Origin of the sequence: Paracoccus sp. (in: a-proteobacteria), from assembly GCF_030538495.1 — a bacterium.
Lineage (GTDB): Bacteria > Pseudomonadota > Alphaproteobacteria > Rhodobacterales > Rhodobacteraceae > Paracoccus.
The window spans coordinates 182,964-207,593 of record NZ_JAUNTW010000006.1; the positions used below are offsets into that span (position 1 = coordinate 182,964).

The window sequence follows — 24,630 nt, forward strand, 5'->3', positions numbered from 1 at the left end:
GGGCAGACCATCGGCCCGCCCGTTTCGTTTTCAGAGGTCGCCCGGGATCAGATCACGCCAAGCGCGCGCATCGCATCGGCCACCCGGACAAAGCCCGCGATATTGGCGCCCAGAACGTAATCGCCCGGCGCGCCGTATTCGTCAGCGGTCGCGGCGCAATCGTCGTGAATGTTGCGCATGATCTTGGCCAGACGTTCCTCGGTCTGGTCAAAGCTCCAGCTGTCGCGGCTGGCGTTCTGCTGCATTTCCAGGGCCGAGGTCGCCACCCCGCCCGCATTCGCGGCCTTACCCGGCGCGAACATGACGCCCGCTTGCTGGAACACGCGAATCGCTTCGGGGGTGGATGGCATATTCGCGCCCTCACCCACGGCGATGACGCCGTTTTTCACCAGCGTCTGCGCGTCTTTGCCGGTCAGTTCGTTCTGCGTGGCCGACGGCATGGCAACATCACACGCCACATCCCAGACCGAACCGCCTTCGATGTAATGCGCGCCGGTGCCTTTCAGGCGGGCATATTCGGAAATGCGTTCGCGGCGCACCTCTTTGATTTCCTGAACCAGTGCCAGATCAATGCCGTTTTCATCGACGACATAGCCGTTGGAATCCGAACAGGCCATGACCTTGCCGCCCAGCTCCATCACCTTTTCCATGGTATAGATGGCGACGTTCCCCGACCCCGACACGACCACCTTTTTGCCGTCAAAGCTGTGGCCTTTGGTGGCCAGCATGGATTCGACGAAATAGGTGTTGCCGTAACCCGTGGCCTCTTTCCGGGCGCGCGACCCGCCATAGGACAGACCCTTACCGGTCAGAACCCCCGCCTCATAGCGGTTGGTCAGGCGTTTGTATTGGCCGAACATGTAACCAATTTCACGCCCGCCCACGCCAATATCACCGGCCGGAACATCGGTATATTCGCCCAAGTGACGGTGCAGTTCGGTCATAAACGACTGACAGAACCGCATGATTTCCGCATCCGAACGGCCCTTGGGGTCGAAATCGGTGCCGCCCTTGCCGCCGCCGATGGGCATCCCCGTCAGAGCATTCTTAAACGTCTGCTCAAAGCCCAGAAACTTGATGATGCCGACATTGACGGACGGATGGAACCGGATGCCGCCTTTATACGGGCCTAATGCGCTGTTGAACTGCACGCGGAAACCGCGGTTGATCTGAACGCGGCCTTTGTCATCGGTCCACGGGATGCGGAAAATGATCTGGCGTTCGGGTTCGCAAATCCGTTCGATCAGCGCGTCATCGGCGTAATCGGGGCGCTTGGCGATCACGCGGCCCAGACTTTCCAACACCTCGCGCACGGCCTGATGGAATTCGGGTTCGCCCGCATTGCGGTGCATCACCGATTGCAAAATCGGTTCCAGCTTTTCGTTCAGGTGAGTCATCACGCTGCCCCTTTGTTATTTCACGTCGCTGGCAATGGCATAGCGGCAAGAAATGCCAATGAAAAGCACCGCCCGCGTATTTTTCGCAATTGCAGCATGACGCGACAACGCACCAAGTCGCAGCCCGCTCATCCCGCCGCACAGAACCCGCCCGCGACCAATCAGAAAACGCGCCGCCCTTTCATCTTGGCCCAAATATCCCGGGGGTCCGGGGGCTGGCCCCCGGCCTTTCCCGTCGAACGCCCGCCCCCGTGGGGCAGGCTGGGGGGCTGGCCCCCGGCGCTCTCCACCAGCCTACTCACCATCCAATGCCAAAAACCCCGCCCGCTGCCGCGCGGTCCAGCGCAGATGCAGCACCAGCCCCTCATCCCCCGCATCTTCGCGTTCGACCACACCCGCCTCGTGCAACCACGCGCGGCGGCGGCCGTCGCTGAAATCCAGCGTCACGGCCTCAGACAGGCGGGGTTCGTCCAGAACCTCGCCCAGACGCAGGTCGATGGCGGCGATCAGATCGTCCAGCCCTTCGCCGGTCAGGGCGCTGACGGCCTGAACGCCCGCCGTGCGCGCATCGGTGCGGCGCAAAGCGGCGCGGGTGTCGGGGCCAAGCGCGTCAATTTTGTTCCACACCTCGATCAGCGCGACATCCTCGTCCACGCCCAGACTGTCCAGAATCTCGGCCACATCGGCGGCCTGTTCTTCGGTTTCGGGGTGGCTGATGTCGCGGACATGCAGGATCAGATCGGCCTCTAACACCTCTTCCAAGGTCGCGCGGAAGGCGGCGACCAGTTCGGTGGGCAAGTCGCTGATGAACCCCACCGTGTCGGACAGGATGATCTTGCGCCCCGACGATCCGCCGCCCGCATCCGGCAGACGGATGGCGCGCATGGTCGGGTCCAGCGTGGCGAATAACATATCCTTGGCGAACACATCCGCGCCGGTCAACCGATTGAACAGCGTCGATTTTCCGGCGTTTGTATAGCCGACCAAAGCCACGATGGGATAAGGCACCCTGGCCCGCGCCGCGCGGTGCAGAGTGCGGGTTTTGACCACGCGCTCCAATTGCCGGCGGAGCCTGGTCATCTGTTCGTCGATCGCGCGGCGGTCGGCCTCGATCTGGGTTTCGCCGGGACCGCCCACGAATCCCAAACCGCCCCGCTGGCGTTCAAGGTGCGTCCAGGCCCGCACCAGCCGCGTGCGCTGATAGGACAGCGCCGCCAGTTCCACCTGCAACACCCCTTCGCGGGTCCGCGCGCGGTCGGCAAAGATTTCCAGAATCAGGCCGGTGCGGTCCAGCAGTTTGACCCCCCATTCCTTTTCCAGATTGCGTTGCTGAACGGGCGTGACGGGGCCATCGACCAGCACCAGTTCGACCTCGGCATCGGTCAGACGTTCGCCGATTTCGGCCAGCTTGCCCTTGCCAAACAGCTTGCCGGGATTGGGGTCACGCAGACGCGCGACCTCGGCCCCGACGATGTCGATACCGGGCAGCGCATGTGCCAGTGCCACAGCCTCGGCCAGTGCATGTTCGGGTTCGCGCCGCTGCGTGCGGGCATGGCCCAGATCCGGATGCAGGACATAGGCGCGCGTCGGCAGCGCCTCGGTCGGGGTTAATTCGGCCAATCAATCCTCGCCTTCATACAGGCTGATGGGCTGGCCCGGCATGATGGTGCTGATCGCGTGTTTATAGACCAGCTGCGATTGACCATCCCGGCGCAGCAACACGCAAAAATTGTCAAACCACGTGATCACGCCCTGCAATTTGACGCCGTTAATCAGGAAAATGGTGACCGGCACCTTCGCCTTGCGGACATGGTTAAGGAATGCGTCCTGAAGGTTTTGCTTATCGCCAGCCATTGGTTTTCCCTGTTGTGTTGTTGGCTTATCCTGAAATGTTTAGGCCAGACCGCGCCCCCATGCAAGACCGGCGCTTTACCGCCTGCGCCAGAATTCCGGCGACATCAGCGCCAGCACCGCCAGCGTTTCGACCCGCCCGATGATCATGGCAGCCGCCAGCACCGCCTTGGTCATCACGGGCAGACCCGACCAGCCTTGCCACGGCGCCGATGCCATGCCCGCCGTGCCATCGGTTGCGGGGATCAGCGGGATCGTCCCGGCCAGAGGCCCGGTATTCGTCAGCACCGCAATCGACAGCACGGTCGCGGTTTCAAATTCCAGCGGGTGAATGGACACGGCGGCAATCACCACGGCCAAGGTCAACGCAAACAGCATGAAAAAGATAAACGCCAGATAGGCACCCGGCCCCGCCAGACGCCGCGCCATTTCGCCGCCGCCGCCCACGGAATTGGGATGGGTGACGCGCTCCAATTCCCGCGCCCCATGCCGCGACAGGGCATAGACCCGCAGCAATTTCACGCCCCCCGCCGTGGTGGCCACGCCGCCCCCCATCATCGCCAGCCCCGCCAGCACCAGCCCCGGCGCGGTCAGTCCCGACCATGCGCGCATCCCCTGCCATTCGATTGAATTCCAGCCGGTCGTTGTCAGAAAACTGATGGCGTTGAACAGCCCGCCCCAAAACGCGCGCAGCGCCGACAGGATGGCGGTTCCGGTGCCGCCGTCAATCGCAGCCCAGAAATGGCGCAAAAACAGCGCGCACGCCGTCAGCAGCACCAGCCCCGCCGCCAGCCGCAATTCCGGGTCATCGCGCAGCCGTTCCGACGCGCGCAGCCGCACCGATCCCGGCCAGAACCGCCGCGACAGCGCCGGGATCAGGAACAGCGCGATCAACACCTCGCCCACGATACCGCTGGTCACGGGGGCCATGGCGGGCGCAATCCCCGATGTGGACAGCGTCCCCATAGCGCGGCACAGCGCGACAAAGGACGTGTCCCCCGCCAGCGACAGCCCCACCCACAGCGCCAGCGTCAACCCGCCATAGACCGGCAGCACCATCACCACAGCGCGGCCCAGCCGGTGATTGGGCGGATGCGGGCGGCCCTGCGGTTCCAGATGCGGGCGGCGGGCGGCGGCATTGGGGCGCGGATCGGGGGTGTCCATGATCTCGAACCCGCCCAACCGCAGCGGTGCCAGAATCGCGACCGCCGCCGACAGAACGAACAGCCCGCCCAGCCAGCCGACCAAAGCGCGCCACAGATGCAGCGGCGGCGCGATCAGATCGGCAGAATACAGCGTCGCCCCGGTGGTCGTCAGCGATGACACCATTTCCCACCACGCATTGAACCAGCCCGTATCCGGCACAGACAGAACCCAAGGCAGCGCCAGAACCAGCGGCAGCGCGGCAAAGGTCACCACCACCGACAGCAGGCTGTCGCGCGTGCTGCGGTCGCCGCGCCCGGCAAAGGCCAGCCCCATCAGCACCGCGCCCACCATGACCAGCCCCGCACTGGCCGAAAATATCCGCGCAAGCCCCGCGTCCCCCGTGATCTGCGCAAACACCGCCGGCACCAGCATCGCCACCCCCGACAGCCCCATCAAGATCACCAGCACCGGCAGGCGGATCAGCACGCGCATCAGAAAAAGTCGATGCTGACTTGCAGCAGAGATTCAACCTCGGGGACATCGCCGGTCAGGGCAAAGATCAGGATCACATCGCCTTCATCCAGCCGCAGATCGGGCAGAGGCTTGACGATGCGGTCGCCCTTTTGCACAGCGCCGATCAGCGCGCCTTCGGGCAGGTCCAGATCACGGATCGCCCGCCCCGCCATGGATGAGGTGGACAACACCTGAGCCTCGATCATCTCGGCCTCGGCGTCACCGATGGAATAAATGTCGCGCACGCGCCCATGCCGGATATGGCGCAGGATCGACGACACGGTGGTCGCGCGCGGGTTGATATAGGCGTCAATGTCCAGAACATCCGTCATCGGAACCAGCGCCGGATCGTTAATCAGCGCAATGGACAACCCCGCCCCCGCCTGTTTGGCCCGCACCGAAGCCAGCAGGTTCACCTTATCATCATCGGTCACGACCAGAACGGCGTCGGCATCCGGCACGCCGGCCTCGGCCATCAGATCGGACGACAGCCCGTCGCCATGCAAAACGATGGTGCGCTCCAGCCGGTCGGCGGCGTATTCCGCGCGGGTCCGGTCGCGGTCAATCAGCTTGGCGCGGATGCGGCGGCGCTCCAATTCGCGCGCCACGGCCAGCCCGACATTGCCCGCCCCGATAATCGCCACGCGGTCCAGTTTCGGCGGCGGCTTGCCGAAAATCTCTAACGTGCGCGGCACGTCATCGCTATGGGTGACGACATAGATCTGATCGCCCGCAAACAGCTGATCGCCGGGTTCGGGCGCGAACAAATGCCCGTCACGCCGCACCCCCACCACAACCGCGCGGAGGCTGGAAAACAGATCGTTCAAATGCCGCAAGGGCGTGTTCAGCGCCGGACAATCGGGGTCCAAGGCGATCCCCAGCAACTGCACCTGCCCACGCAAAAACACTTCCACATCAAAGGTGGACGGCGCGGACAACCGTTGCAGCGCAGCCTTGGCGATCTCTAATTCGGGGCTGATGACGACATCAATGGGCAGATGATCGGTGCGATACAGATCGGAATAAATCGCCTCCAGATAAGACTGCGCCCGCAGCCGAGCAATCTTGCGCGGCACCTGAAACACGGAATGGGCCACCTGACAGGTGACCATGTTCACCTCGTCCGAATGGGTGGCGGCGATGATCAGATCAGCGTCCCGCGCCCCCGCCCGGTCCAGCACATCGGGATGGCTGGCAAAGCCCACAACCCCCTGCACATCTAACGCATCGGTGGCGCGGCGGATCAGATCGGGGTTGGTGTCAATCACCGTCACGTCATTGCGTTCGCCCGACAAATGCCGTGCGATCTGCCAACCGACCTGCCCCGCCCCGCATATAATGATCTTCATCCGCGCCTTTCAGAACCGCGCTTGCGGCTTCTTCTGTGCAAAAATACTCATCTTTTGGGGCGACCGGGCGGGCCGGTGCAACGGCTATTTTCCCATCACCAGATCGTCATCGCCCCGCATGCCCCCAACCACGCCCAGCGATTTTAACTTGCGATGCAGCGCGCTGCGTTCCATGCCGACGAATTGCGCGGTGCGGCTGATATTGCCGCCAAAGCGGTTGATCTGCGCCAGCAGATATTCGCGTTCGAACAATTCCCGCGCCTCGCGCAGCGCCATCGACGTGACCAGCGGCCCAAGGCTCAAACTGTCGGTGTTGTCCGGCGTCGCGCCTTGGGGCTCCAGTTCCGCCGGTTGGATCGGGCCGGTTTCTTCGGCCAGAATCAGCACGCGTTCGATGATGTTGCGCAATTGGCGGATGTTGCCGGGCCAGCGCATGGCCTGCAACGCGGCCACGGTTTCATCGGGCAGATCGCGCGGCGTCAGGCCCTGCGATTGCTGGCATTGGTCGATGAAATGCCGCGCCAAGAGCGCAATATCATCGCGCCGTTCGACAAGGGAAGGCACCGCGATCGGCACCACATTCAGCCGGTCATAGAGTTCCTGACGAAACCGCCCCGCCGCGATTTCGGTGGGCAGATCGCGGTTCGTCGATGACAGAACGCGCAGATCGACGCGCACGCGGTCCGACCCTCCGGCGCGAACGAATTGCTGTTCAGTCAGCACGCGCAGGATTTTCGGCTGCGTTCCCAGCGGCATATCGCCCACTTCGTCGAAATAGATCACGCCGCCATGGGCCTGTTCCAACAGGCCCGGCTCAACGCCGCGTTCGGGGGTTTCGCGGCCAAACAGAACCTCTTCCATGCGTTCGGGTTCGATGCTGGCGCAGGGAACGGTGACAAAGGGCGCAGAGGCGCGCGGGCTGTTGGCGTGGACGTATCGGGCCGCTACCTCTTTGCCGACGCCGGGTTCGCCCGACAGCATCACCCGCCCGTTGGATTTCGCGACCTTATCCAGATTGTCGCGCAGCCGTTTGAACGCAACCGACTGGCCCAGCATATCAAGCGCGCGTTCACCGCCCCGGCGCAGCGTGCTGTTTTCACGGCGCAGGCGGCTGGTTTCCATGGCGCGGTTCACCACCACCATCAACTGGTCGATGTTGAACGGCTTTTCAATGAAATCATAGGCCCCCTGCCGGATCGCCGCGACCGCGATTTCGATATTGCCATGGCCGGATATAATAATCACCGGCACATCGGGATTGTTGCGTTTGACCTGTTTCAGAATGTCGATGCCGTCCATCCGGCTGTCTTTCAGCCAGATATCCAGCACCATCAGCGCGGGTTCGCGGTCATTCAGCGCCGCGATCGCCTGATCGGAATTGGCGGCGGTGCGGGTGTCAAAGCCTTCGTCTTTCAGGATGTCAGCGATCAGGTCGCGAATATCCCGTTCGTCATCGACAATCAGAATGTCGGTCATTGGGTCGCCTCATGATGTTCGTGTCTGTTTTTGGTTTTTGGGCCTCGGACGGGCTGCCGTTCGCGGGGCAGGCGTATTTCGGCCACGGCGCCGGGATGGTCCGGCGCATCGGTCAGGGACAGGCTGCCGCCATGTTCCTCGACGATCTTTTTGACGATGGGCAGGCCCAGACCGGTGCCGTGGGACTTCATCGTGACATAGGGGTCAAACAGCCGCGACCGATCCGCCGGCAGGCCGGTGCCGTTATCGGTGATGCGGATGGTGACGGCATCGGGCTGGGCGGTCATGGCCACGTCGATGCGGGGCGTCCAATCGGCGGGGGCGGATGGGGCGTGTTCATCGACCGCCTCGCCCGCGTTTTTCAGCAGATTGGTAAACGCCTGACGCAGCATCCCCGCGTCGCAATCCACGATGACCGGAGCGTCGGGGATGTCCACCACCTGCGCCCCATGCAGCGCATCGCGTTGCAGCAAGGTGACGTCGCGCAGCAGGGCGGCGATGTCCACCTGCGCGCGGTCGGGTTCGGGCATCCGGGCAAAGCGGCTGAATTCGTCCACGATCCGGCGCAAATCGCCGGTCTGGCGGATGATCACATCGACATATTGATCCAGTGCCGCGCGGTCATCATCGGGGACATGCTGACCGAATTTGCGGCGCAACCGTTCGGCGGACAGCTGAATCGGCGTCAGAGGGTTCTTAATTTCATGCGCCACGCGGCGGGCCACGTCGCCCCATGCCGCCATCCGCTGCGCGCTGACCAGTTCGGTGACGTCATCGAATGCGACGACATACCCTTCCAGCCCGCCTTCGGCACCGCGCCGCACGGCCATGCGCACCAGCAGGCTTTCGACGCGACCGTCGCGCATCAGGCGCACTTCGTCCTGAATGGTTTCGGCGACCGATGCCGACAGCCGGTCGAATAAGGGTTCAAATTCCGGCACCGCCTGCGACAACAGCGCGTCGATATCGCGCTGCGGGTCCAGCCCCAGCAACCGGCTGGCGGACCGGTTCACAAAGTCAATCTCGCCCGCCGCGTCCAGCCCGATCACGCCCGAGGTGACGGACGACAGCACATTATCAAACAACCGCCGCTGATCGTCGCTGACGCGCCAGCTTTCAACCAGTTCCTGACGCTGCGCCTTCAGCTGGCGGGTCATGCGGTTAAACGACTGGCCCAAGGTTTGAATTTCATCGCCCGTTTGCGGTTCGGGGATTTGCAGGTCCAGATTGCCGCGCCCGACCTGTTCGCTGGCGCGCGCCAGCAGACCGATGGGGCGCGACAACCGGCTGGCAAACCACAGCCCCAGCCAGATGGCCGCCGCCACCAACAGCAGCGCAAAGCCCAGATACACCAGCGAAAATTCAAACAGCACCTGCCCCCGCGTCGCTTCAAGCTGGCGGTAATCGCCGACCGTGGCGCGGGTGTCGTCCAGAAGGCCCAGCAGGCTGCCATCCACGTCGCGGGTGACATACAGATACCGGTCGGCCAGTGGCGCCAGCGACACAAGCGCGCGGAACTGGTCCTGTTCCCAATCCTCGATCAGCGCGACACCATCGGTTTGCGCCTGATCCAGATGGGCGCTGTCGGGCGCGGCATACCAGAACAGATAGCTGCGATCCCCCCGCGCGCGGATTTCGGCGGTGCCGCTGATGATATAGGCTTCGCGCAACCCGCGTTGAATCAGCCCCTGCCCCTGCACCAGCAACTGACGCAGCTCGGCATCCTCGATCAGGGGGTTTTGCCGCGCGGCTTGGGTCAGGACGGCGGCAAGGGCGGTCGCGTCCTCGGTCAGGTCGCGGCGGTGTTCGTCCTGATAGGCCTCGGCTGCGGCCTGGGCATTGGTGACGACCTGCTGCACACGGCTGGAAAACCAACCCTCCAGCCCGATATTGACCAAGACCCCCGCAAACAGCGCGACCAGCACCGTGGGAACCAAGGCCAGCCCCGCAAAGACCGTGACCAGCCGCCCATGCAGCCGTGACGCCCCCGCCGCCCGGTCGCGCCGCGTCATCAGCCGCGCCATGCGGGCGACCACAAATCCCGTCAGAACAATCAGATAGGCCAGATCCAGCATCAGAACGATGCGCAGCGCGTCGCCCCGCGCGCCCTGACTGAACAGGCCCAGCGCGGCCATGGTGGCCCCCGCCAGCAACGCGCCCGCAAGCGCAACGAACCACACCACCACGCCCCGCCATTCCCGCGGCAGGCGGATGCGCGCCAATCTGTCCCAGCCCCACAGCTTTGCGGATACTGCCATAACCTCACCTGCCGTCTGTCGCGGCCTTACAATGAACGTGGCTTTCACGCCGCGCCCTGTGGCCGTTTTACATCAGTTTGCGGCGGCGTGTCACCTCGATATTCAAATCAGTCAGCTTTTTGCGCAGCGTGTTGCGGTTGATGCCCAGCAAATCGGCGCATTTCAACTGGTTACCCCCCACGGCATCCAATGCGACCTGCACCAAGGGCCGTTCGATTTCGCGCAAAACCCGATCATACAATCCGGGCGGAGGCAGCGCGTCCCCATGCAGATCGAAATAGCGTTGCAGATGCGCCATGACGGAATCCGCCAGCAGCGCCCCGGCGGGCGGAGGCGGCGCGGATTGCGGCGCGTCGATGACCTGCTGACCTAACGCGTCGCGCATCTCGGTCACGCTGACCGCCGCCCCCGCCGCCGTCAGCGCCAGCCGCCGCATCAGGTTTTCCAATTCCCGGACATTGCCGGGGAACGGGTGCGCGCGCAGCAGCCCCGCCGCGTCATCGGACAGGCTGCGCGACGGCAAGCCCTGCCCCGCTGCGCGCGCCAGAAAATGCGCGGCCAGCGGCAGAATATCATCGACCCGCGCGCGCAGAGGCGGGACAGTGATCGTCACCCCCGCCAGCCGATAATACAGATCGGCGCGCAACGCGCCCCCTGCCACCTCTGCCGCCGGATCGGGGCCGGTCGTGGCCACAATGCGCGGGGCGTGGCTGCCGTCAGGGCCGGCGTCGGCGGATTCGATCATCGCAATCAGCTGCGCCTGCGCAGGCGCGGAAAACCCGGCGGGGTTTTCAATCAGGATCGTGCCGCCCTGTGCCGATGCGGCGGCGCGGGTGATGGCATCCTGCGCGCAGGCCGGGGTCAGCACGACCATGCCCCGCCCCTGACGATCCGACAAATCGTGGAATGACCGCGCAATCGTGGATCGCCCGACGCCGGGTTCGCCCGCAATCAGCACCGCCAGATCAGCGTTCAGCACCCGCGCCACGGTCCGAAACAGCGCCTGCATCGCCGGGGCGTGACCAATCAGCGGCAATCCCGGATCGGCGCGTTCGGGCGCGGCCTCGACCGCTGCACGCCTGCGCCGCCGCGACAGCGCCAGCCCCGATTTCGCCATCAGATCCGGCAGGTCAAAGGGCTTGGGCAGGTAATCAAATGCATCGGCCTCGGTCGCGCGAATGGCGGTGACGATGGTGTTCTGCGCGGAAATGACGATCACCGGCAGGTCGGGCCGCGCGCGGTGAATGGCCGGGATCGCGTCCAGACCGTTGCCGTCGGGCATCATGACATCGGTAATGACCAGATCGCCGCGCCCTTCGTCCACCCATTTCGTCAGTTGCGCCAGACTGCCGGTGGCGTGAACGCGGCACCCCGCGCGGGTCAGCGCCTGCGTCAGAACCATGCGAATGGTGCGGTCGTCATCCGCAATCAGAACCGTGCCGTCCATCAGCCCCCCTATGCTTTGGCCAGAGAAATACGAAACACCGTCCGCCCCGGCTGGCTGTCCACGCGGATCAGGGCGTCGTGATCGGTGATGATTTTGCTGACCAAAGCCAGCCCCAGCCCGGTGCCGTTTTCGCGCCCCGACACAAAGGGGTCAAAGACCTGATCCGCAATCGCAGCCGGCAGGCCGGGGCCGTTATCGTCAATCTCGATCTGCAACGGCACCGGGCCGGTCGCCATGCGTCGGGCATGGTCGTAAAAGGTGCGCAGGCGGATGGTGGTTGCCCCGGCCTCGGCCGCGTTTTTGACCAGGTTCAGGCAGACCTGCATCAACTGATCCGCGTCGGCCAAAGCAGGCGGCAAAGACGGGTCGTAATCCGTCACCATCCGAACGCCCTGCGCAAAGCCCGCCGTCGCATTGCGCCGCACCTGTTCCAACACGTCATGCACATTCACCGCCGCCCGTTGCGGGGGCCGCGTGTCGCCAAACCGTTCGACCTGATCCAGCAGCGCCACGATCCGGCGCGATTCGGCGACGATCATGTCGGCCATTTCGCGATCCTCGGGTCCGACATTCATCGCCATCAGCTGCGCCGCGCCGCGTATCCCGGCCAGCGGGTTTTTGATTTCATGGGCCAGCATCTCGGCCATGCCGATGGCGCTGCGGGCGGCGCGGGGGGCGGGGGCGGCGTGGTCGGCCTGCGGAACAATGACGATCATCACCCGGTTTGGCGCATCGCCGGGGGCGGCGTGAACCGCGCCGATCCGCGCCTGATGCCCGCCCGCGCGGTCGCCGATGCCGAACCAAACCCCCGGCTGCACGACGCTATCCCCCTGCGCCAAGACCCGCGCCGCCAAGGGCGCCAGAGGCGGCACAATCCGCAACCGCGCCGCCAGATCGCCGCTGTCCACCCCCCGCCCGATCAGCGCGTTGCGCGACAGGTTCAGCCAAATCTCGGCCGCGTCGTTCACATCGGCCACACAGCCCGCCCCGTCCAGCATCAGCGACGGCAGAGGCATCACCTGCCACGCGGTCATGCAATATCCCCCATGACGTCACCGGGCGCATCAGCAAACGCCGCCCGGATCAGGGCCAGAGTCTCAGCGGGGCTATCCGCCCGCATCATCTGATCGCGCAGCGCCGCGCCGTTGACATCAGCATACCAGCCCAGATGTTTGCGCGCCACGCGCAGGCCCAGATCGCGCCCGTAAAAGCCCAGTATTTCCTCGTAATGTTCCGCCACCAGATCGGCCAAATCGCCCCCGCGCGGCACCTCAACCGCCGGACCTGCGCCCAGCTCATGCGTGATCTGCGCCAATCGCCACGGCGCGCCCTGCGCCCCACGCCCGACCATCACCGCATCCGCCCCCGACGCCGCCAAAGCCGCCCGCGCCGACGCCGCATCCACCACATCGCCATTCGCAACGACCGGAGGACGCCCCGCCAGCCCCGCCACCGTCGCGATCTGCGCCCAATCCGCGCGGCCTTTGTAAAATTGCGCCCGCGTGCGCCCGTGAACGGTCAGCATCGCCACACCCGCATCGCGCGCCCGCGCCGACAGATCGGCGGCGTTCCGACAGTCGTCATCCCAACCCAGCCGCATCTTCAGCGTCACCGGCACAGAGACCGCGCCCACAACCGCATCAATCAACCGCAGCGCCAGATCCAGATCCCGCATCAACGCGGCCCCCGACAGCCCGCCCGTGACCTTTTTCGCGGGGCACCCCATATTGATGTCGATGATCCGCGCGCCCATGCCTGCGACGATCCGGGCGGTTTCGGCCATGGCGGCGGCCTCGCGCCCGGCAATCTGGACACTGACCGGCAACGCGCCATGGGTCAGGGCCTTGGCGCGAACCGCAGCGCGGGTCGATGGGCGCGGCGTCACCATTTCCGAACTGGCCACCATTTCGCTGACCAGCAACCCCGCGCCGAACTTCGACACCGCCCGGCGAAACGGCAGATCGGTGATCCCCGCCATCGGCGCCAGAAACACCCCCGGCCCCAAGGCTTCGGTCCCCAGAATAATCGGCTGTGACAGCGGCATGATGCGTTCCATAGAATAAACCCCGCCATTGCCCAATTTTTAGGCAAATCACAAGTCCCTTGCGCGCGCCCCCCACGCCCCTAGACTGGACGCGTCACGAAAGGATGCGCGATGTTTCTGTCGGTCTTTGATCTGTTCAAACCGGGCGTCGGCCCGTCATCGTCGCATACGATGGGACCGATGGTGGCGGGGGGCCGGTTTCTGGCCGCCCTGCGCCAGCAACCCTTTCGCCCGCATGGGCTGAGGGCCAGCTTGCACGGCAGTCTGGCCTTTACCGGGCGGGGCCACGCAACGGACCGGGCCACAATTCTGGGGCTGGCGGGGTTCGATCCGGCGACCATCGACGCCGATCAGGCGCAGGCCGCACTGGACCGCAACCGCGACACGCATACCCTGACGCCGCCCGATTTGCCGGAACTGGCCTTTGACCCGGACCGCGACCTGAAATTCGATTACGACAACGCCCTGCCGGGACATGCAAACGGGATGACCTTATCGGCCACGGATTCGCAGGGGGACGTAATCTTTCATCAGGTCTATTATTCGATCGGCGGCGGGTTTGTGCTGACCGACCGCGAACTGGCCGATCAGGCCAACAAACCCCGCAGCGATGCCGTGGCGCAGGTGCCGTTCCCCTTTGCGACCGCCGCGCAGATGCTGGACATGGCGGCGGCGTCCGGCACATCCATTGCCCAGATGAAGCGCGCCAACGAATTATGCTATCGCAGCGCGGCGGAACTGAATCAGGGCCTGCGCCAGATCTGGCAGATCATGCGCGACTGCATGGATCGCGGCCTGACCACCTCTGGCACCCTGCCCGGAGGGCTGCGCGTTCAACGCCGCGCGCAGGCCATTCACGAAAAATTGCTGGCCGAACGGGGGATGAACCTGACCGCGCCGCATGTGATCAATGACTGGATGTCAACCTATGCCATGGCCGTGAACGAAGAAAACGCGGCGGGCGGTCAGGTCGTCACCGCGCCCACGAATGGGGCGGCGGGAACGGTGCCAGCGGTGATCCGATACTGGCTGGACCACGTCCCCGGCGCGTCGGAATCCGCGCTGCCCGATTTCCTGCTGACGGCGGCAGCGATTGGCGGGCTGATCAAACACAATGCCAGCATCTCGGGCGCCGAATGTGGCTGCCAGGCCGAGGTCGGCAGCGCGTCCGCCATGGCCGCCGCAGGTCTGGCCGCCGTTCTGGGCGGCACCCCGCAACAGGTTGAAAACGCCGCTGAAATCGCATTGGAACATCACTTGGGCATGACCTGCGATCCGGTGGCGGGGCTGGTTCAGGTGCCCTGCATCGAACGCAACGGTCTGGGCGCGATCAAGGCCGTCAGTGCCGCCAGTCTGGCCCTGCGCGGAGACGGCCGCCACTTTGTCCCCTTGGACGCCGCCATCGAAACCATGCGCCAAACCGGCCGCGATATGAGCGATAAATACAAAGAAACATCCCTTGGCGGTCTGGCGGTGAATGTGCCGAATTGCTGAACCGGCGGCTTCTTCTGTGTCTAAATACTCATAATCCCGCACCATCCGCCCGCGCCACGCCGGATTTGGGCGATTCCGCGCCGCAGACGCCCAGCAACCGCGGCAGACATTGCGCCACGGTGCGGCTGTTGGTAACGATTGGGCGACAGTTTTCGATAAAAGGCCCGCTTATGTATTCGCGTCTTGCGCTGATTGCCATGATGACCCTGCCGATTGCTGCCTGCGATCAGGCGGCTATGGATCAATTCCGCCGTTCCATCGGTGGTCAGGCCGAACAGGCCGAATCGGACACGCCCGACGCGCCGCGCGCGCCCGCCGTGTCGCCGCTGGTTCAGGCGATCGAGGTGGGCGGCGAGACCCGCGCCCTGTCAACGGCGGATGCCGCGACCTATCAGCAGGTGGCCTTTGCCGCGCGGGGTCATGGCGGCGCGTGGACCGTGGGCGTGGACGGAGGGCGCGCCAATTACCGCGCAGGCGGCACCAATCGCCGCATCGACGTGAACCGCATCGTCTTTGCGCAGGGCGTTGAATATGTGGGCTTTCTGGATGGGCGGGCCTTTGTGCTGAACATCCGCAACGCCGCCTGTCGTGACACCGCATCGGGCGAAAATTTCCCGCTGACCGCGCGCCTGACCGTGGCCGGGCGCAGCCAGAACGGTTGCGCGGCACCGGCGACGGCGACGGCCTCGGCGCCTGCGGCATCGCCCACTGTGGCCCCGGTGGCGGGTCCGGCGCGCGCGACCCCGGCCCGTGCGGCAACGCCTGCGCGCACGCCCGCACCGGCGGCGCGTCCGGCAACCCCTGCCCCCGCGACCCCTGCCCCCGCGACGCCGGAACCCGCACCCGCAGCAACCACCACGCCCGAACCGGCCACCCCGGCACCTGCCACGCCCGAACCGGCTCCGGCTGCCACAGCCCCGGCCACTCCGGCGCCCGCGACTCGGGCCCCCGTGGTCATCCCGCCCGCACCGTTTTCGCTGGACAACGCCGCCCCGGTGGTGACGCCGCCCGCCGCGAACTGATCCCGCGCCACGCACCAAAAAACCGGCCCCGAAGGGCCGGTTTTTTCACATCGACCCAAAGGCCGGACATGAAAAAGGGCCGGCAAAGCCAGCCCTCTGCAACAGCCAAAGCTGTTGATATTCTTATTTGTTTGCTGCGACTGCGGCGATAACGCCCAGCACCAGCAGGGCCGGAACGACCAGACCAGCATTCGACGAAGCGGGCTGAGCGGTGACAACAACCGGCTCAACTTCAACGACGGGTGCAACGTAACCACCAGCCAGAGCCGAGGTTGCGGTCATGCCAGCGACGGCGGCGACGATAGCGACTTTTTTCATGTCATGCTCCATTACATTGACCGCTGCCATGACCGGCAGCATCACCCGAACAGTTACACAAAGCGAACGCCTTGAAAAGCCGCGACCGATGAAATCACCCGCGCCGCGGGCAAAACTGTTGCATATTCGCCAGCATGGCCGCGAAAAACGCGGTAAAACCCGCATATCGGCACAAAAAAACCACGCGACCGGGGCCGCGTGGTGTGTGATCGCATCAGGCCAATCGGCCCGACGGATTATTTGTTTGCTGCGACTGCGGCGATGACGCCCAGCACCAGCAGAGCCGGAACAACCAGACCAGCGTTCGACGACGCGGGCTGAGCGGTGACAACAACCGGCTCAACGGTGACGGGGGCGACGGGCGCAACGTAACCACCAGCAACAGCCGAGGTCGCGGTCAGGCCAGCAACGGCGGCGGCGATAGCAACTTTTTTCATGATAAGCTCCTGTTTCAGTTGAACTGCCAAAGGCGGCATTGCGGGCAGATTAACGTGCTGTGCGCGATTCGACAGGGGGCAAAGCGATTTTTCCCCCATTTTGTGCCGATTGTTGCGGTTATGCACCCGCGAAAATGTGAACGCTAGGACCGACGAAGCAGTTGCGACAGAACGAAAAACACCGCCGCCGCCGTGATGATCGACGGCCCCGCCGGGCTGTCCAGCCGCAAACTGGCCCACAGCCCCGCCAGAACTGACGCCCCGGCAATCAGCGACGCCACCCCCGCCATCCATTCCGGCGACCGGCTGATCCCCCGCGCCGCCGCCGCCGGGACAATCAGCAGCGCCGAAATCAACAGCGACCCCACCACACGGATCGCCAAGGCGACCACGACCGCCAAAGCCAGCGACAGAATCAGCCGTTCGGTCCGGGGGTCGATGCCCGCGGCCATGGCCAGTTCTTCGTTCAGGCTGGACGTGACCAGACGCTGCCACCGCCAGATCAGCAGCGCCAGCACGGCCGCCGCTCCGCCCCAGATCAGCGCCAGATCGCCGCGCCCCACGGCCAGAATATCGCCGAACAGATAACGCGACAGATCCGTGCGCGCGGCCGGAACAAAGCTGATCCCGACCAAGCCCACAGCAAGCGCCGAATGGGACAGCACCCCCAGCACCGTGTCCATGGCCTGCCCGCGCGTGACCAGTGCCGACACCACGGCGGCCATCACCGCCGCCACGGCCAGCGTCCCGGCATAGATCGACACGTCAAACGCCAATGCCAAAGCCACGCCCAGAATCGCCGCATGGGCGGTCGAATCCCCGAAATAGGCCATCCGCCGCCACACCACAAAGCTGCCCAGCGGCCCCACGACCAGCGACAGCCCCAGCCCCGCCAGCACCGCGCGCGCGAAAAAATCATCCAGTATCATAGCGTTATCCGTGCGCGTGGTGGCTGTGGTCGTGATCGTGGTCATGGTCGTGATGGTGACGATAGAGCGCCAGCATCCCCTGCGCCTCGGCCCCGAACAGGGCGCGATATTCGGGCGCGCCGCTGACATGGGCGGGGCTGCCTTCGCAGCAGACATGCCCGTTCAGGCACACCACCCGATCCGACGACCGCATCACCACCAGCAGATCATGACTGACCATCAGCACCGCGGCCCCGGTCTGGCGGCGCACATCTTCGATCAGTTTGTAAAACCCCACGATCCCCGGCTGATCCAACCCCTGAGTCGGCTCATCCAGCACCAGCAATTGCGGATCATGCAACAGCGCCCGCGCCAGCAAGACGCGCTGAAACTGCCCGCCGGACAGTTGCGTCAACTGCCGGGTTTCCAGCCCCGGAACCCCGGTCCGGCGCAGCGCCTGTGCGGCCAGATCATCGCCAACCCGTTGGGGCAGCGATAAAAACCGCCGCACGGTCATGGGAATGGCGGTGTCCAACTGCACCCGCTGCGGGACATAGCCGATGCGCAGCCCCCGCGCGCGATCAACCCGCCCTGACGCCAGCGGCATATGCCCCAACAGCGCCCGAACCAGCGTCGATTTGCCTGACCCGTTGGGACCAACCACGGTCACAATCTCACCGGCCTTGATGCTGAAATCGACGTGACGCAGCACCGGATCGGACGCGCCAGGGCGGTGAATGGTCACCCCCTGCGCCGTGATCAGCGCGGTCATGCGTCACCCGCGCAGGCGGGGCAGAGGCCCAGCGCCTCGATCGTGGCGCGTTCGACACGGAACCCGCCATGCCCCGCCAACCCGGCCAAGGCGTCACGCACCGGATCGCCCGCCATCTCTGCGACATGATCGCATTGGCGGCAAATCAAAAAGGCCGGGCTGTGGTCATGGCCCGGATGCAGGCAGGCGACAAAGGCGTTCAGACGCTGCAACCGATGCGCCAACCCATGCGTGACCAGAAACTCTAACGCGCGATAGGCGACGGGCGGCTGGCGTCCGAACCCTTCGGCGGCCAGACGGTCCAGCACCTCATACGCACCCATGGCCCGGTGCTGTTCCAGCAGAATCTCCAGCGTGCGACGGCGAACCGGGGTCAGGCGCGCGCCCTGTTCGGCCAGCCGCGTTTCCGCCAAATCCAAGGCATGCGACGAACAGGCATGGTGATCATGGGGCGCAAAGGCCGGGGCGATATGGGCAGAGTTCGAGGTCATGAATGTTATTTTATCACATAAAGGTTGACTTGTTATTCTATAACGCGCAGATCTGCGCTTCGCAATCACACTAAAAGAGGTTTCCATGAACCGCATCCTGACCGCCGCGCTGTTGTCGCTGACCGCAGCCCCCGTTTGTGCCGCGCCGAATGTGGTGGCCGACATTCCCGCCATCGGGTCGCTGGCGCAGCAGGTGATGGGCGATCTGGGTCAGGTGCGGGTGCTGCTGCCGGACGGAGCAAGCGCGCATCATTACCAGATGCGCCCGTCGGATGCGGCGGCGCTGCAATCGGCGGGGCTGTTGGTCTGGGTTGGGCCGGACCTGACGCCGTGGCTGACGCGGGCGGCGGGCAATCTGGGCGCGGGCGTGGCGCAGGTGGAGTTGCTGCGCGTGGACGGCACGCATCTGCAAGATTATGGCGACGGCGCGGCGCATGATCACGGTGATCATGACGACCATGGGCATGATCACGACCACGACGATCACGCACATGATGACCACGACCACAGCCATGACGGCACCGATCCCCATGCATGGTTGGACCCGGCCAATGCCGTGATCTGGCTGGGCGCGATTGCCGACGCTTTGGCCGAACAGGACGCCGAAAACGCCGCCACCTATCGCGCCAATGCGGACGCTGCGGCGGCGCAGATCACCGCGCTTGACGCCGAACTTAAGGCGCAGCTGACGCCCTTGGCCGACCATTCGTTCGTGGTGTTCCACGATGCCTATGGCTATTTCACCGGGCATTATGGGCTGCAACCGGCGCTGTCTGTGACGCTGGGCGATGCCTCGACCCCGTCCGCCGCGCGTCTGGCCAGCATCCGCGCGACGATTCAGGACACCGGCGCGACCTGTGCCTTTCCCGAATACAATCACGACGATGCCTTAGTGAAAACCGTGATCGAAGGCACCGGCGCGCGTCTGGGCGGCAAACTGGCACCCGAAGGCACGAATGTCGATCTGGGCGCCGATCAATATGCGGCGCTGTTGCGCAATCTGGCCGATACGCTGACCGATTGCTTGGCCGCCGATTAAACCGCCCACACGGAACGAATCCCGCAGCGATGCCCCTATCGCTGCGGGATGTTTAATTCCTGACTTTTTTACTTTGACATTCCAGATTCTTTTTGTCAGATTTGGCGGGCAACCACCGAAAGGCCCACGCCATGACCGCCACCCGTCCCGCCGATTTTCACCGCCCCGGCACTGAATTGCTGGCGCGCATCCCGCAATATGACGCCACCCGCCTGACCCAAGGCGGCAATCAGGCGATGATTGTTCTGGATGAACAGATTTATCAGCTGCGCATCACCCGCGCGGGTAAGCTGATCCTGACGAAATGAAAAAACCGGGCCTTGCGCCCGGTTTTTGATTAATCGCGCGGTTTGCCGCCGGGGCGTCCGCCCGGTTTCCCGCCGGGCTTACCCCCCGGGCGGCCACCAAATCCGCCGGGTTTGCCACCCGGTTTGCCACCCGCGTTGAACGGGCGATCACCGCCGGGTTTGCCGCGGAAGCCGCCCGGACGATCTCCGGCGCGGTCATCCGAACGCGGTTTGTCGCCCCAGGGTTTACGCGCTTCGCCCGGTTTGCCGCTGTGACGCGGTTTGCGTTCGCCGTCACGCTGACCGTCACGGGCGGCAAAATCGCGGCGCGATCCGTCGCCATCCCGGCGCGGCCCCGGCTTCCCGCCAAAGCGCGGACGATCCCCGCCCTGCCCGTCGGGCTTGCCAAAGCGGCGGCCTCCGTCTTGCCCATCACGCCCCTGCCCATCACGGGGGCCGTCAAAACGACGCGGACGGTCGCCATCGGGTTTCCCGCCAAAGCTGCGGCGGGGTTTGTCCCCATCATCACGCCGAGGACGATCGCCCTCATCCCGTCGCGGAAAGCGCGGGCGGTCGCCATCCTCACGCGGGCGGAACGGGCGGGCGTCGTCGCGGTTGCCGAAACGGCGCGGTTTGTCGCCATCGTCCCGACGCGGGCGGTCGCCGTCATCCCGGCGCGGAAAGCGCGGCTTATCGCCATCGTCGCGCGAACGGAACGGGCGGTCATCGCGGTTCCCGAAACGGCGCGGCTTGTCGCCGTCATCCCGACGCGGGCGGTCACCGTCATCCCGGCGCGGAAAGCGCGGACGGTCGCCGTCGCCCCGGCTACCCGCACCGCGCGGGCGCATTTCGCGTTCTTTTTCCTCAACCTCGCCGGTCAGAAGCCCGCCCAGCTGGTCGCGCAGGACGCGGCGTTTCACCTCGACCACTTCGTTCTTTTCCATGCCGATCAGCTTGAACGGGCCATAGCCGATCCGAATCAGCCGGTTCACCTGCAAGCCCACATGCGCCATAGCGCGGCGGATTTCGCGGTTTTTGCCTTCACGGATGCCGACGGTCAGCCACGCATTCGCGCCCTGCTGGCTGTCCAGTTTAATTTCCATCGGCGCGAATTCTTCGCCGTCAATCGTCACGCCCCGGCGCAGAGGGTCAAAGGTCAGGTCGTTCGGCTGCCCGTTCACCCGCACGCGATAACGCCGCAGCCAGCCGGTTTGCGGCAATTCCAACCGGCGTTTCAATTCGCCGTCATTGGTCAAGAGCAACAAGCCTTCGGAATTCAAATCCAGCCGCCCGACCGTCATCACGCGCGGCAAATCGCGGGGCAGCGCGTCGAACACGGTCTGACGCCCCTTTTCATCGGATTCCGACGTGACCAGCCCGATGGGTTTGTAATACAGCCACATCCGCGTTTCCTGCGGCGCGTCCAGTTTTTTGCCGTCCACGGTCACGCGGTCGGTGGGCAAAACGTCCAAAGCCGGGCTGGTGATTTTCTGGCCGTTCACAGTGACGCGGCCTTCGATGATCATGCGTTCCGCCTCGCGCCGGCTGGCGACGCCGGCGCGGGCGATCACCTTGGCGATGCGGTCGGCATCGGGGTTTTGCGGGGTGTCGGGGGTGTTTGGGGTGTCGGTCATGCGAAATCTCCTGCGCATCGCTGCGGTGGTTAAGCGCGCGTCATACGCCCCTTAACGCCGCTGCGAAAGGATTCGTTTCACCGCCTTGCGGAACCTCGCCCATGTTGCGACAACCCCGATATGACACGGTTTATCAGCCATATGCCGCAGGCACTGGATCAGGCGCGCAAGGCCGCGCAGCGGGGTGAGGTTCCCGTGGGCGCCGTCATCATCGCCCCCGATGGCCGCGTTGTGGCGGCGGCGGGCAACCGCACCCGCGAATTGTCCGACCCGACGGCGCACGCGGAAATTCTGGCGATCCGCGCGGCCTGCGCCGAATTGGGGTCGGAACGGCTGCCGGGGTTTGATCTGTGGGTGACGCTGGAACCCTGCCCCATGTGCGCGGCGGCGATTTCGGCGGCGCGGATCGGGCGGCTGTATTACGGCGCGGGCGATCCGCGCATGGGGGGCGTGGCGCATGGCGCGCGGGTGTTTGACCATGCGCAATGCCACCACCGGCCACAGGTCTATGACGGCATCGACGACGCGCCCGCCCGCGACCTGCTGCGCGATTTCTTTGCCGCGCGGCGTTAGCGCGGGTTGCACCCTTGGGCGCGGCGTTTTATACGGGCTGAACGCGGGTGTAGCTCAATGGTAGAGCAGCAGCCTTCCAAGCTGAATACGTGGGTTCGATTCCCATCACCCGCTCCAACCCACACACATCACCCATGCGTCACCGGGTCGATCAGCACCCGATGCCCCGGCGCCACGGTCTGATAAGTGGACGGCACCGCGACATAATCCACCGGGTGAATGGGGGACGGGATGGGGCGGAAGTTCAGATCCTCGGATATTTTCTTTTGCCGGGGATCGGCGACCGGGACCGCCGCCATCAATTGCCGCGTATAGGAATGTTGCGGGTTTTCAAAGACCTGCGCGCGGCTGCCGATTTCCACAATCCGGCCCAGATACATCACCGCGACCTGATGGCTGACGCGTTCGACCACGGCCATGTCGTGACTGATGAACAGCATGGAAATGCCCAGTTCCTGCTGCAATTCCATCAGCAAATTCAGCACCTGCGCCTGAACCGACACGTCAAGCGCGCTGACGGCTTCGTCCGCGACAATCAGTTTCGGGTTCAGCGCCAAGGCGCGCGCAATCGCGATCCGCTGCCGCTGACCGCCCGACATTTCATGCGGATAACGACGCATGAAACTGCGCGGCAATTCCACGCGGTCAAACAGCGCGGCGATGCGGTCGGCGCGTTCGGACCGGGTGCCGATGCCGTAATTTTCCATCGGTTCGGCGACCTGATCGAACAGCTTCATATGCGGATCAAGGCTGGCAAAGGGATCCTGAAAAATCATCTGCATATCGCGCCGCGCCCGACGCAGGGCCGATTGCGACAGCGCCAGAACATCGGTGCCGTCCAGATGCACCCGCCCCGATTCCGGTTCCACCAGCCGCAAAATCGACCGCCCGCAGGTGGATTTACCGCAGCCCGATTCCCCCACCAGCGACAGCGTTTCCCCGGCATTGAGGGTAAAGCTGACATCTTCGACCGCGTGAACCCGCGCGACGGTGCGGCGCAGGATGCCGCCTTTGACCGCGAAACGGGTGGTCAGGTTTTCCACCGTCAATAACGGGCGCGGATCGGCCACGATGATGGGTTTGGGGTCCGGGCCGGGGCTGTGCATCAGGCGCATGGGTTCGGGCGCGGCTTTGCCGGTCATTTCGCCCAGACGCGGCACGGCGGCCAGCAGCATTTTCGTGTAATCCTGCTGAGGGTTTTCAAAGATTTGTTCGACCGGGCCTTCTTCGACTTTGTCGCCGCGATACATCACCACCACGCGGTCCGCCATCTGCGCCACGACCGCCATGTCATGCGTGATGAACATCACCGCGATCTGTTTTTCGCGCTTCAGCCGGTCGATCAGGGCCAGAATTTCCGCCTGAATCGTCACATCCAGCGCCGTGGTGGGTTCGTCGCAAATCAAGAGGCGCGGCTCGCACGCCATGGCAATCGCGATCACGACCCGTTGCCGCATGCCCCCCGACAATTCATGCGGATATTGGTTCAGGCGGCGTTCGGGTTCGGGGATGCGGACCTGACGCAGAATGTCCAAAGCGCGCGCGCGGGCCTGTTTTTTGGTCATGCCGCGATGCGCGATCAAGCCTTCGGTCAGTTGGTCGCCGATGGTAAAGACCGGGTTCAGCGCGGTCATCGGTTCCTGAAAGATCATCCCGATCTGGTTGCCGCGAATGTCGCGCATGGTCGCGGTCGATTGCCGCGCAAGGTCGATCATGTGCCCGTCTCCGGGATCGAACATCAGCTGACCGCCCGCAATCGTGCCGCCGCCATATTCCACCAGCCGCATCAGTGACAGCGACGACACCGATTTGCCGGACCCCGATTCCCCCACCACACAGACACATTCGCCCGGTTTGATGGTGAAGCTGACATCCTTGACCCCCACCACGATGCCGTCATTCGTTTCAAACTCAACCCGCAGATTGTTAATCGAAACAAGCGGTTTTTCGTCCAGCATCCAGCGGCCCCGTGGTTAAGGTTCAGGCGCACAGGCTAACCACCCGCCGCGAAAAGTCAAAGGCGAAACGTCCCCGCAGCGTTCCGCCCGGCCGCGCGGTCTCGCCGTGAGTATTTTTGCACAGAAGAAGCGGCAGGGGCGGCGCGCATCCGACAGGGGGGCGACAGGGGGGGGGCCGCGATAAGGGGGCTTGCCTTTGCGGCGGGTCTGGATTGA

22 protein-coding genes and 1 tRNA gene are annotated in these 24,630 nt (G+C 64.6%); 6 read left to right on the top strand and 17 right to left on the bottom strand.

Annotation, left to right across the window (positions count from 1 at the left end):
• Positions 1-47: 47 nt before the first annotated feature.
• The 10 genes from gdhA to dusB all read right to left on the bottom strand — a co-directional run bounded on the left by gdhA (position 48) and on the right by dusB (position 13,481).
• Complete coding sequence (gdhA, locus tag Q4G20_RS07775; RefSeq protein ID WP_303342854.1) at positions 48-1,397, bottom strand: NADP-specific glutamate dehydrogenase; 1,350 nt, start codon at positions 1,395-1,397, stop codon at positions 48-50.
• Between the two features lie 294 nt (positions 1,398-1,691).
• Complete coding sequence (gene hflX, locus Q4G20_RS07780; RefSeq protein ID WP_303342855.1) at positions 1,692-3,017, bottom strand: GTPase HflX; 1,326 nt, start codon at positions 3,015-3,017, stop codon at positions 1,692-1,694.
• Complete coding sequence (hfq, locus tag Q4G20_RS07785; protein ID WP_020949330.1) at positions 3,018-3,251, bottom strand: RNA chaperone Hfq; 234 nt, start codon at positions 3,249-3,251, stop codon at positions 3,018-3,020. It lies immediately after the preceding gene.
• 75 nt (positions 3,252-3,326) lie between these two features.
• Positions 3,327-4,886 (bottom strand): TrkH family potassium uptake protein, encoded by a 1,560-nt coding sequence (locus Q4G20_RS07790; RefSeq protein WP_303342856.1) that lies wholly within the window; start codon positions 4,884-4,886, stop codon positions 3,327-3,329.
• Positions 4,886-6,256, bottom strand: coding sequence for a Trk system potassium transporter TrkA (gene trkA / locus Q4G20_RS07795; RefSeq protein ID WP_303342857.1), 1,371 nt, complete (start codon positions 6,254-6,256; stop codon positions 4,886-4,888). The genes Q4G20_RS07790 and trkA overlap by 1 nt, the downstream gene beginning before the upstream one ends.
• 84 nt (positions 6,257-6,340) lie before the next feature.
• A complete protein-coding gene (locus Q4G20_RS07800) occupies positions 6,341-7,732 on the bottom strand; it encodes a sigma-54 dependent transcriptional regulator (RefSeq protein ID WP_303342858.1) in 1,392 nt (463 codons plus the stop codon).
• Positions 7,729-9,990: a PAS domain-containing sensor histidine kinase gene (locus tag Q4G20_RS07805; RefSeq protein WP_303342859.1), complete on the bottom strand. Its 2,262-nt coding sequence runs from the start codon at positions 9,988-9,990 to the stop codon at positions 7,729-7,731. Before Q4G20_RS07805 ends, Q4G20_RS07800 begins: the two co-directional genes overlap by 4 nt.
• Before the next feature lie 67 nt (positions 9,991-10,057).
• Positions 10,058-11,437, bottom strand: coding sequence for a sigma-54 dependent transcriptional regulator (locus Q4G20_RS07810; protein ID WP_303342860.1), 1,380 nt, complete (start codon positions 11,435-11,437; stop codon positions 10,058-10,060).
• 8 nt (positions 11,438-11,445) lie between these two features.
• On the bottom strand, positions 11,446-12,471 hold the full coding sequence (locus Q4G20_RS07815; protein WP_303342861.1) for a nitrogen regulation protein NR(II): 1,026 nt from the start codon (positions 12,469-12,471) through the stop codon (positions 11,446-11,448).
• On the bottom strand, positions 12,468-13,481 hold the full coding sequence (gene dusB, locus Q4G20_RS07820; RefSeq protein ID WP_303342900.1) for a tRNA dihydrouridine synthase DusB: 1,014 nt from the start codon (positions 13,479-13,481) through the stop codon (positions 12,468-12,470). The genes Q4G20_RS07815 and dusB overlap by 4 nt, the downstream gene beginning before the upstream one ends.
• A 111-nt stretch (positions 13,482-13,592) precedes the next feature.
• On the opposite strand from dusB, the gene Q4G20_RS07825 reads away from it, so the two are divergent.
• Both Q4G20_RS07825 and Q4G20_RS07830 read left to right on the top strand, forming a co-directional pair.
• Positions 13,593-14,975 carry an L-serine ammonia-lyase gene (locus Q4G20_RS07825; RefSeq protein ID WP_303342862.1) on the top strand — a complete coding sequence of 461 codons (1,383 nt, stop codon included), beginning with the start codon at positions 13,593-13,595 and terminating at the stop codon, positions 14,973-14,975.
• Positions 14,976-15,145: 170 nt separating this feature from the next.
• Positions 15,146-15,997, top strand: coding sequence for a hypothetical protein (locus Q4G20_RS07830; protein WP_303342863.1), 852 nt, complete (start codon positions 15,146-15,148; stop codon positions 15,995-15,997).
• 123 nt (positions 15,998-16,120) lie between these two features.
• Here Q4G20_RS07830 and Q4G20_RS07835 read toward each other — a convergent pair whose 3' ends face one another.
• The 5 genes from Q4G20_RS07835 to Q4G20_RS07855 all read right to left on the bottom strand — a co-directional run bounded on the left by Q4G20_RS07835 (position 16,121) and on the right by Q4G20_RS07855 (position 18,923).
• Positions 16,121-16,315, bottom strand: a complete 195-nt coding sequence (locus Q4G20_RS07835; protein ID WP_303342864.1) for a hypothetical protein — start codon at positions 16,313-16,315, stop codon at positions 16,121-16,123.
• Positions 16,316-16,551: 236 nt separating this feature from the next.
• The gene (locus Q4G20_RS07840) at positions 16,552-16,752 is read right to left on the bottom strand and encodes a hypothetical protein (protein WP_303342865.1); all 201 of its coding nucleotides are present in this window, start codon (positions 16,750-16,752) and stop codon (positions 16,552-16,554) included.
• A 143-nt stretch (positions 16,753-16,895) separates the two neighbouring features.
• Positions 16,896-17,678, bottom strand: coding sequence for a metal ABC transporter permease (locus Q4G20_RS07845; RefSeq protein WP_303342901.1), 783 nt, complete (start codon positions 17,676-17,678; stop codon positions 16,896-16,898).
• 7 nt (positions 17,679-17,685) lie between these two features.
• Entirely contained in the window at positions 17,686-18,432 is a 747-nt protein-coding gene (locus Q4G20_RS07850) for a metal ABC transporter ATP-binding protein (RefSeq protein WP_303342866.1), read from the bottom strand.
• Positions 18,429-18,923, bottom strand: coding sequence for a Fur family transcriptional regulator (locus Q4G20_RS07855; RefSeq protein ID WP_303342867.1), 495 nt, complete (start codon positions 18,921-18,923; stop codon positions 18,429-18,431). Before Q4G20_RS07855 ends, Q4G20_RS07850 begins: the two co-directional genes overlap by 4 nt.
• A gap of 85 nt (positions 18,924-19,008) precedes the next feature.
• On the opposite strand from Q4G20_RS07855, the gene Q4G20_RS07860 reads away from it, so the two are divergent.
• Together Q4G20_RS07860 and hemP are read left to right on the top strand one after the other, a co-directional pair.
• Positions 19,009-19,962 carry a zinc ABC transporter substrate-binding protein gene (locus Q4G20_RS07860; protein ID WP_303342868.1) on the top strand — a complete coding sequence of 318 codons (954 nt, stop codon included), beginning with the start codon at positions 19,009-19,011 and terminating at the stop codon, positions 19,960-19,962.
• A gap of 131 nt (positions 19,963-20,093) precedes the next feature.
• Positions 20,094-20,270 carry a hemin uptake protein HemP gene (gene hemP / locus Q4G20_RS07865; RefSeq protein ID WP_303342869.1) on the top strand — a complete coding sequence of 59 codons (177 nt, stop codon included), beginning with the start codon at positions 20,094-20,096 and terminating at the stop codon, positions 20,268-20,270.
• A gap of 29 nt (positions 20,271-20,299) precedes the next feature.
• Here hemP and Q4G20_RS07870 read toward each other — a convergent pair whose 3' ends face one another.
• Positions 20,300-21,883, bottom strand: a complete 1,584-nt coding sequence (locus Q4G20_RS07870; RefSeq protein WP_303342870.1) for a pseudouridine synthase — start codon at positions 21,881-21,883, stop codon at positions 20,300-20,302.
• 120 nt (positions 21,884-22,003) lie between these two features.
• On the opposite strand from Q4G20_RS07870, the gene Q4G20_RS07875 reads away from it, so the two are divergent.
• A complete protein-coding gene (locus Q4G20_RS07875) occupies positions 22,004-22,456 on the top strand; it encodes a nucleoside deaminase (protein ID WP_303342871.1) in 453 nt (150 codons plus the stop codon).
• A 43-nt stretch (positions 22,457-22,499) separates the two neighbouring features.
• Positions 22,500-22,573: transfer RNA gene (locus Q4G20_RS07880), tRNA-Gly, on the top strand.
• An 11-nt stretch (positions 22,574-22,584) separates the two neighbouring features.
• Here Q4G20_RS07880 and Q4G20_RS07885 read toward each other — a convergent pair.
• A complete protein-coding gene (locus Q4G20_RS07885) occupies positions 22,585-24,414 on the bottom strand; it encodes an ABC transporter ATP-binding protein (RefSeq protein ID WP_303342872.1) in 1,830 nt (609 codons plus the stop codon).
• Positions 24,415-24,630 lie beyond the last annotated feature (216 nt).

Coding starts and splice junctions, on each gene's coding strand:
- Q4G20_RS07800 (WP_303342858.1), bottom strand. CDS start 7,732: ATGACCGACATTCTGATTGTCGATGACGAACGGGATATTCGCGACCTG.
- Q4G20_RS07825 (WP_303342862.1), top strand. CDS start 13,593: ATGTTTCTGTCGGTCTTTGATCTGTTCAAACCGGGCGTCGGCCCGTCA.
- hfq (WP_020949330.1), bottom strand. CDS start 3,251: ATGGCTGGCGATAAGCAAAACCTTCAGGACGCATTCCTTAACCATGTC.
- Q4G20_RS07855 (WP_303342867.1), bottom strand. CDS start 18,923: ATGACCTCGAACTCTGCCCATATCGCCCCGGCCTTTGCGCCCCATGAT.
- dusB (WP_303342900.1), bottom strand. CDS start 13,481: ATGCCGCTGTCACAGCCGATTATTCTGGGGACCGAAGCCTTGGGGCCG.
- Q4G20_RS07815 (WP_303342861.1), bottom strand. CDS start 12,471: ATGACCGCGTGGCAGGTGATGCCTCTGCCGTCGCTGATGCTGGACGGG.
- Q4G20_RS07840 (WP_303342865.1), bottom strand. CDS start 16,752: ATGAAAAAAGTTGCTATCGCCGCCGCCGTTGCTGGCCTGACCGCGACC.
- Q4G20_RS07805 (WP_303342859.1), bottom strand. CDS start 9,990: ATGGCAGTATCCGCAAAGCTGTGGGGCTGGGACAGATTGGCGCGCATC.
- gdhA (WP_303342854.1), bottom strand. CDS start 1,397: ATGACTCACCTGAACGAAAAGCTGGAACCGATTTTGCAATCGGTGATG.
- Q4G20_RS07835 (WP_303342864.1), bottom strand. CDS start 16,315: ATGAAAAAAGTCGCTATCGTCGCCGCCGTCGCTGGCATGACCGCAACC.
- trkA (WP_303342857.1), bottom strand. CDS start 6,256: ATGAAGATCATTATATGCGGGGCGGGGCAGGTCGGTTGGCAGATCGCA.
- Q4G20_RS07830 (WP_303342863.1), top strand. CDS start 15,146: ATGTATTCGCGTCTTGCGCTGATTGCCATGATGACCCTGCCGATTGCT.
- hemP (WP_303342869.1), top strand. CDS start 20,094: ATGACCGCCACCCGTCCCGCCGATTTTCACCGCCCCGGCACTGAATTG.
- Q4G20_RS07875 (WP_303342871.1), top strand. CDS start 22,004: ATGACACGGTTTATCAGCCATATGCCGCAGGCACTGGATCAGGCGCGC.
- Q4G20_RS07870 (WP_303342870.1), bottom strand. CDS start 21,883: ATGACCGACACCCCAAACACCCCCGACACCCCGCAAAACCCCGATGCC.
- Q4G20_RS07790 (WP_303342856.1), bottom strand. CDS start 4,886: ATGCGCGTGCTGATCCGCCTGCCGGTGCTGGTGATCTTGATGGGGCTG.
- Q4G20_RS07810 (WP_303342860.1), bottom strand. CDS start 11,437: ATGGACGGCACGGTTCTGATTGCGGATGACGACCGCACCATTCGCATG.
- Q4G20_RS07850 (WP_303342866.1), bottom strand. CDS start 18,432: ATGACCGCGCTGATCACGGCGCAGGGGGTGACCATTCACCGCCCTGGC.
- Q4G20_RS07860 (WP_303342868.1), top strand. CDS start 19,009: ATGAACCGCATCCTGACCGCCGCGCTGTTGTCGCTGACCGCAGCCCCC.
- Q4G20_RS07885 (WP_303342872.1), bottom strand. CDS start 24,414: ATGCTGGACGAAAAACCGCTTGTTTCGATTAACAATCTGCGGGTTGAG.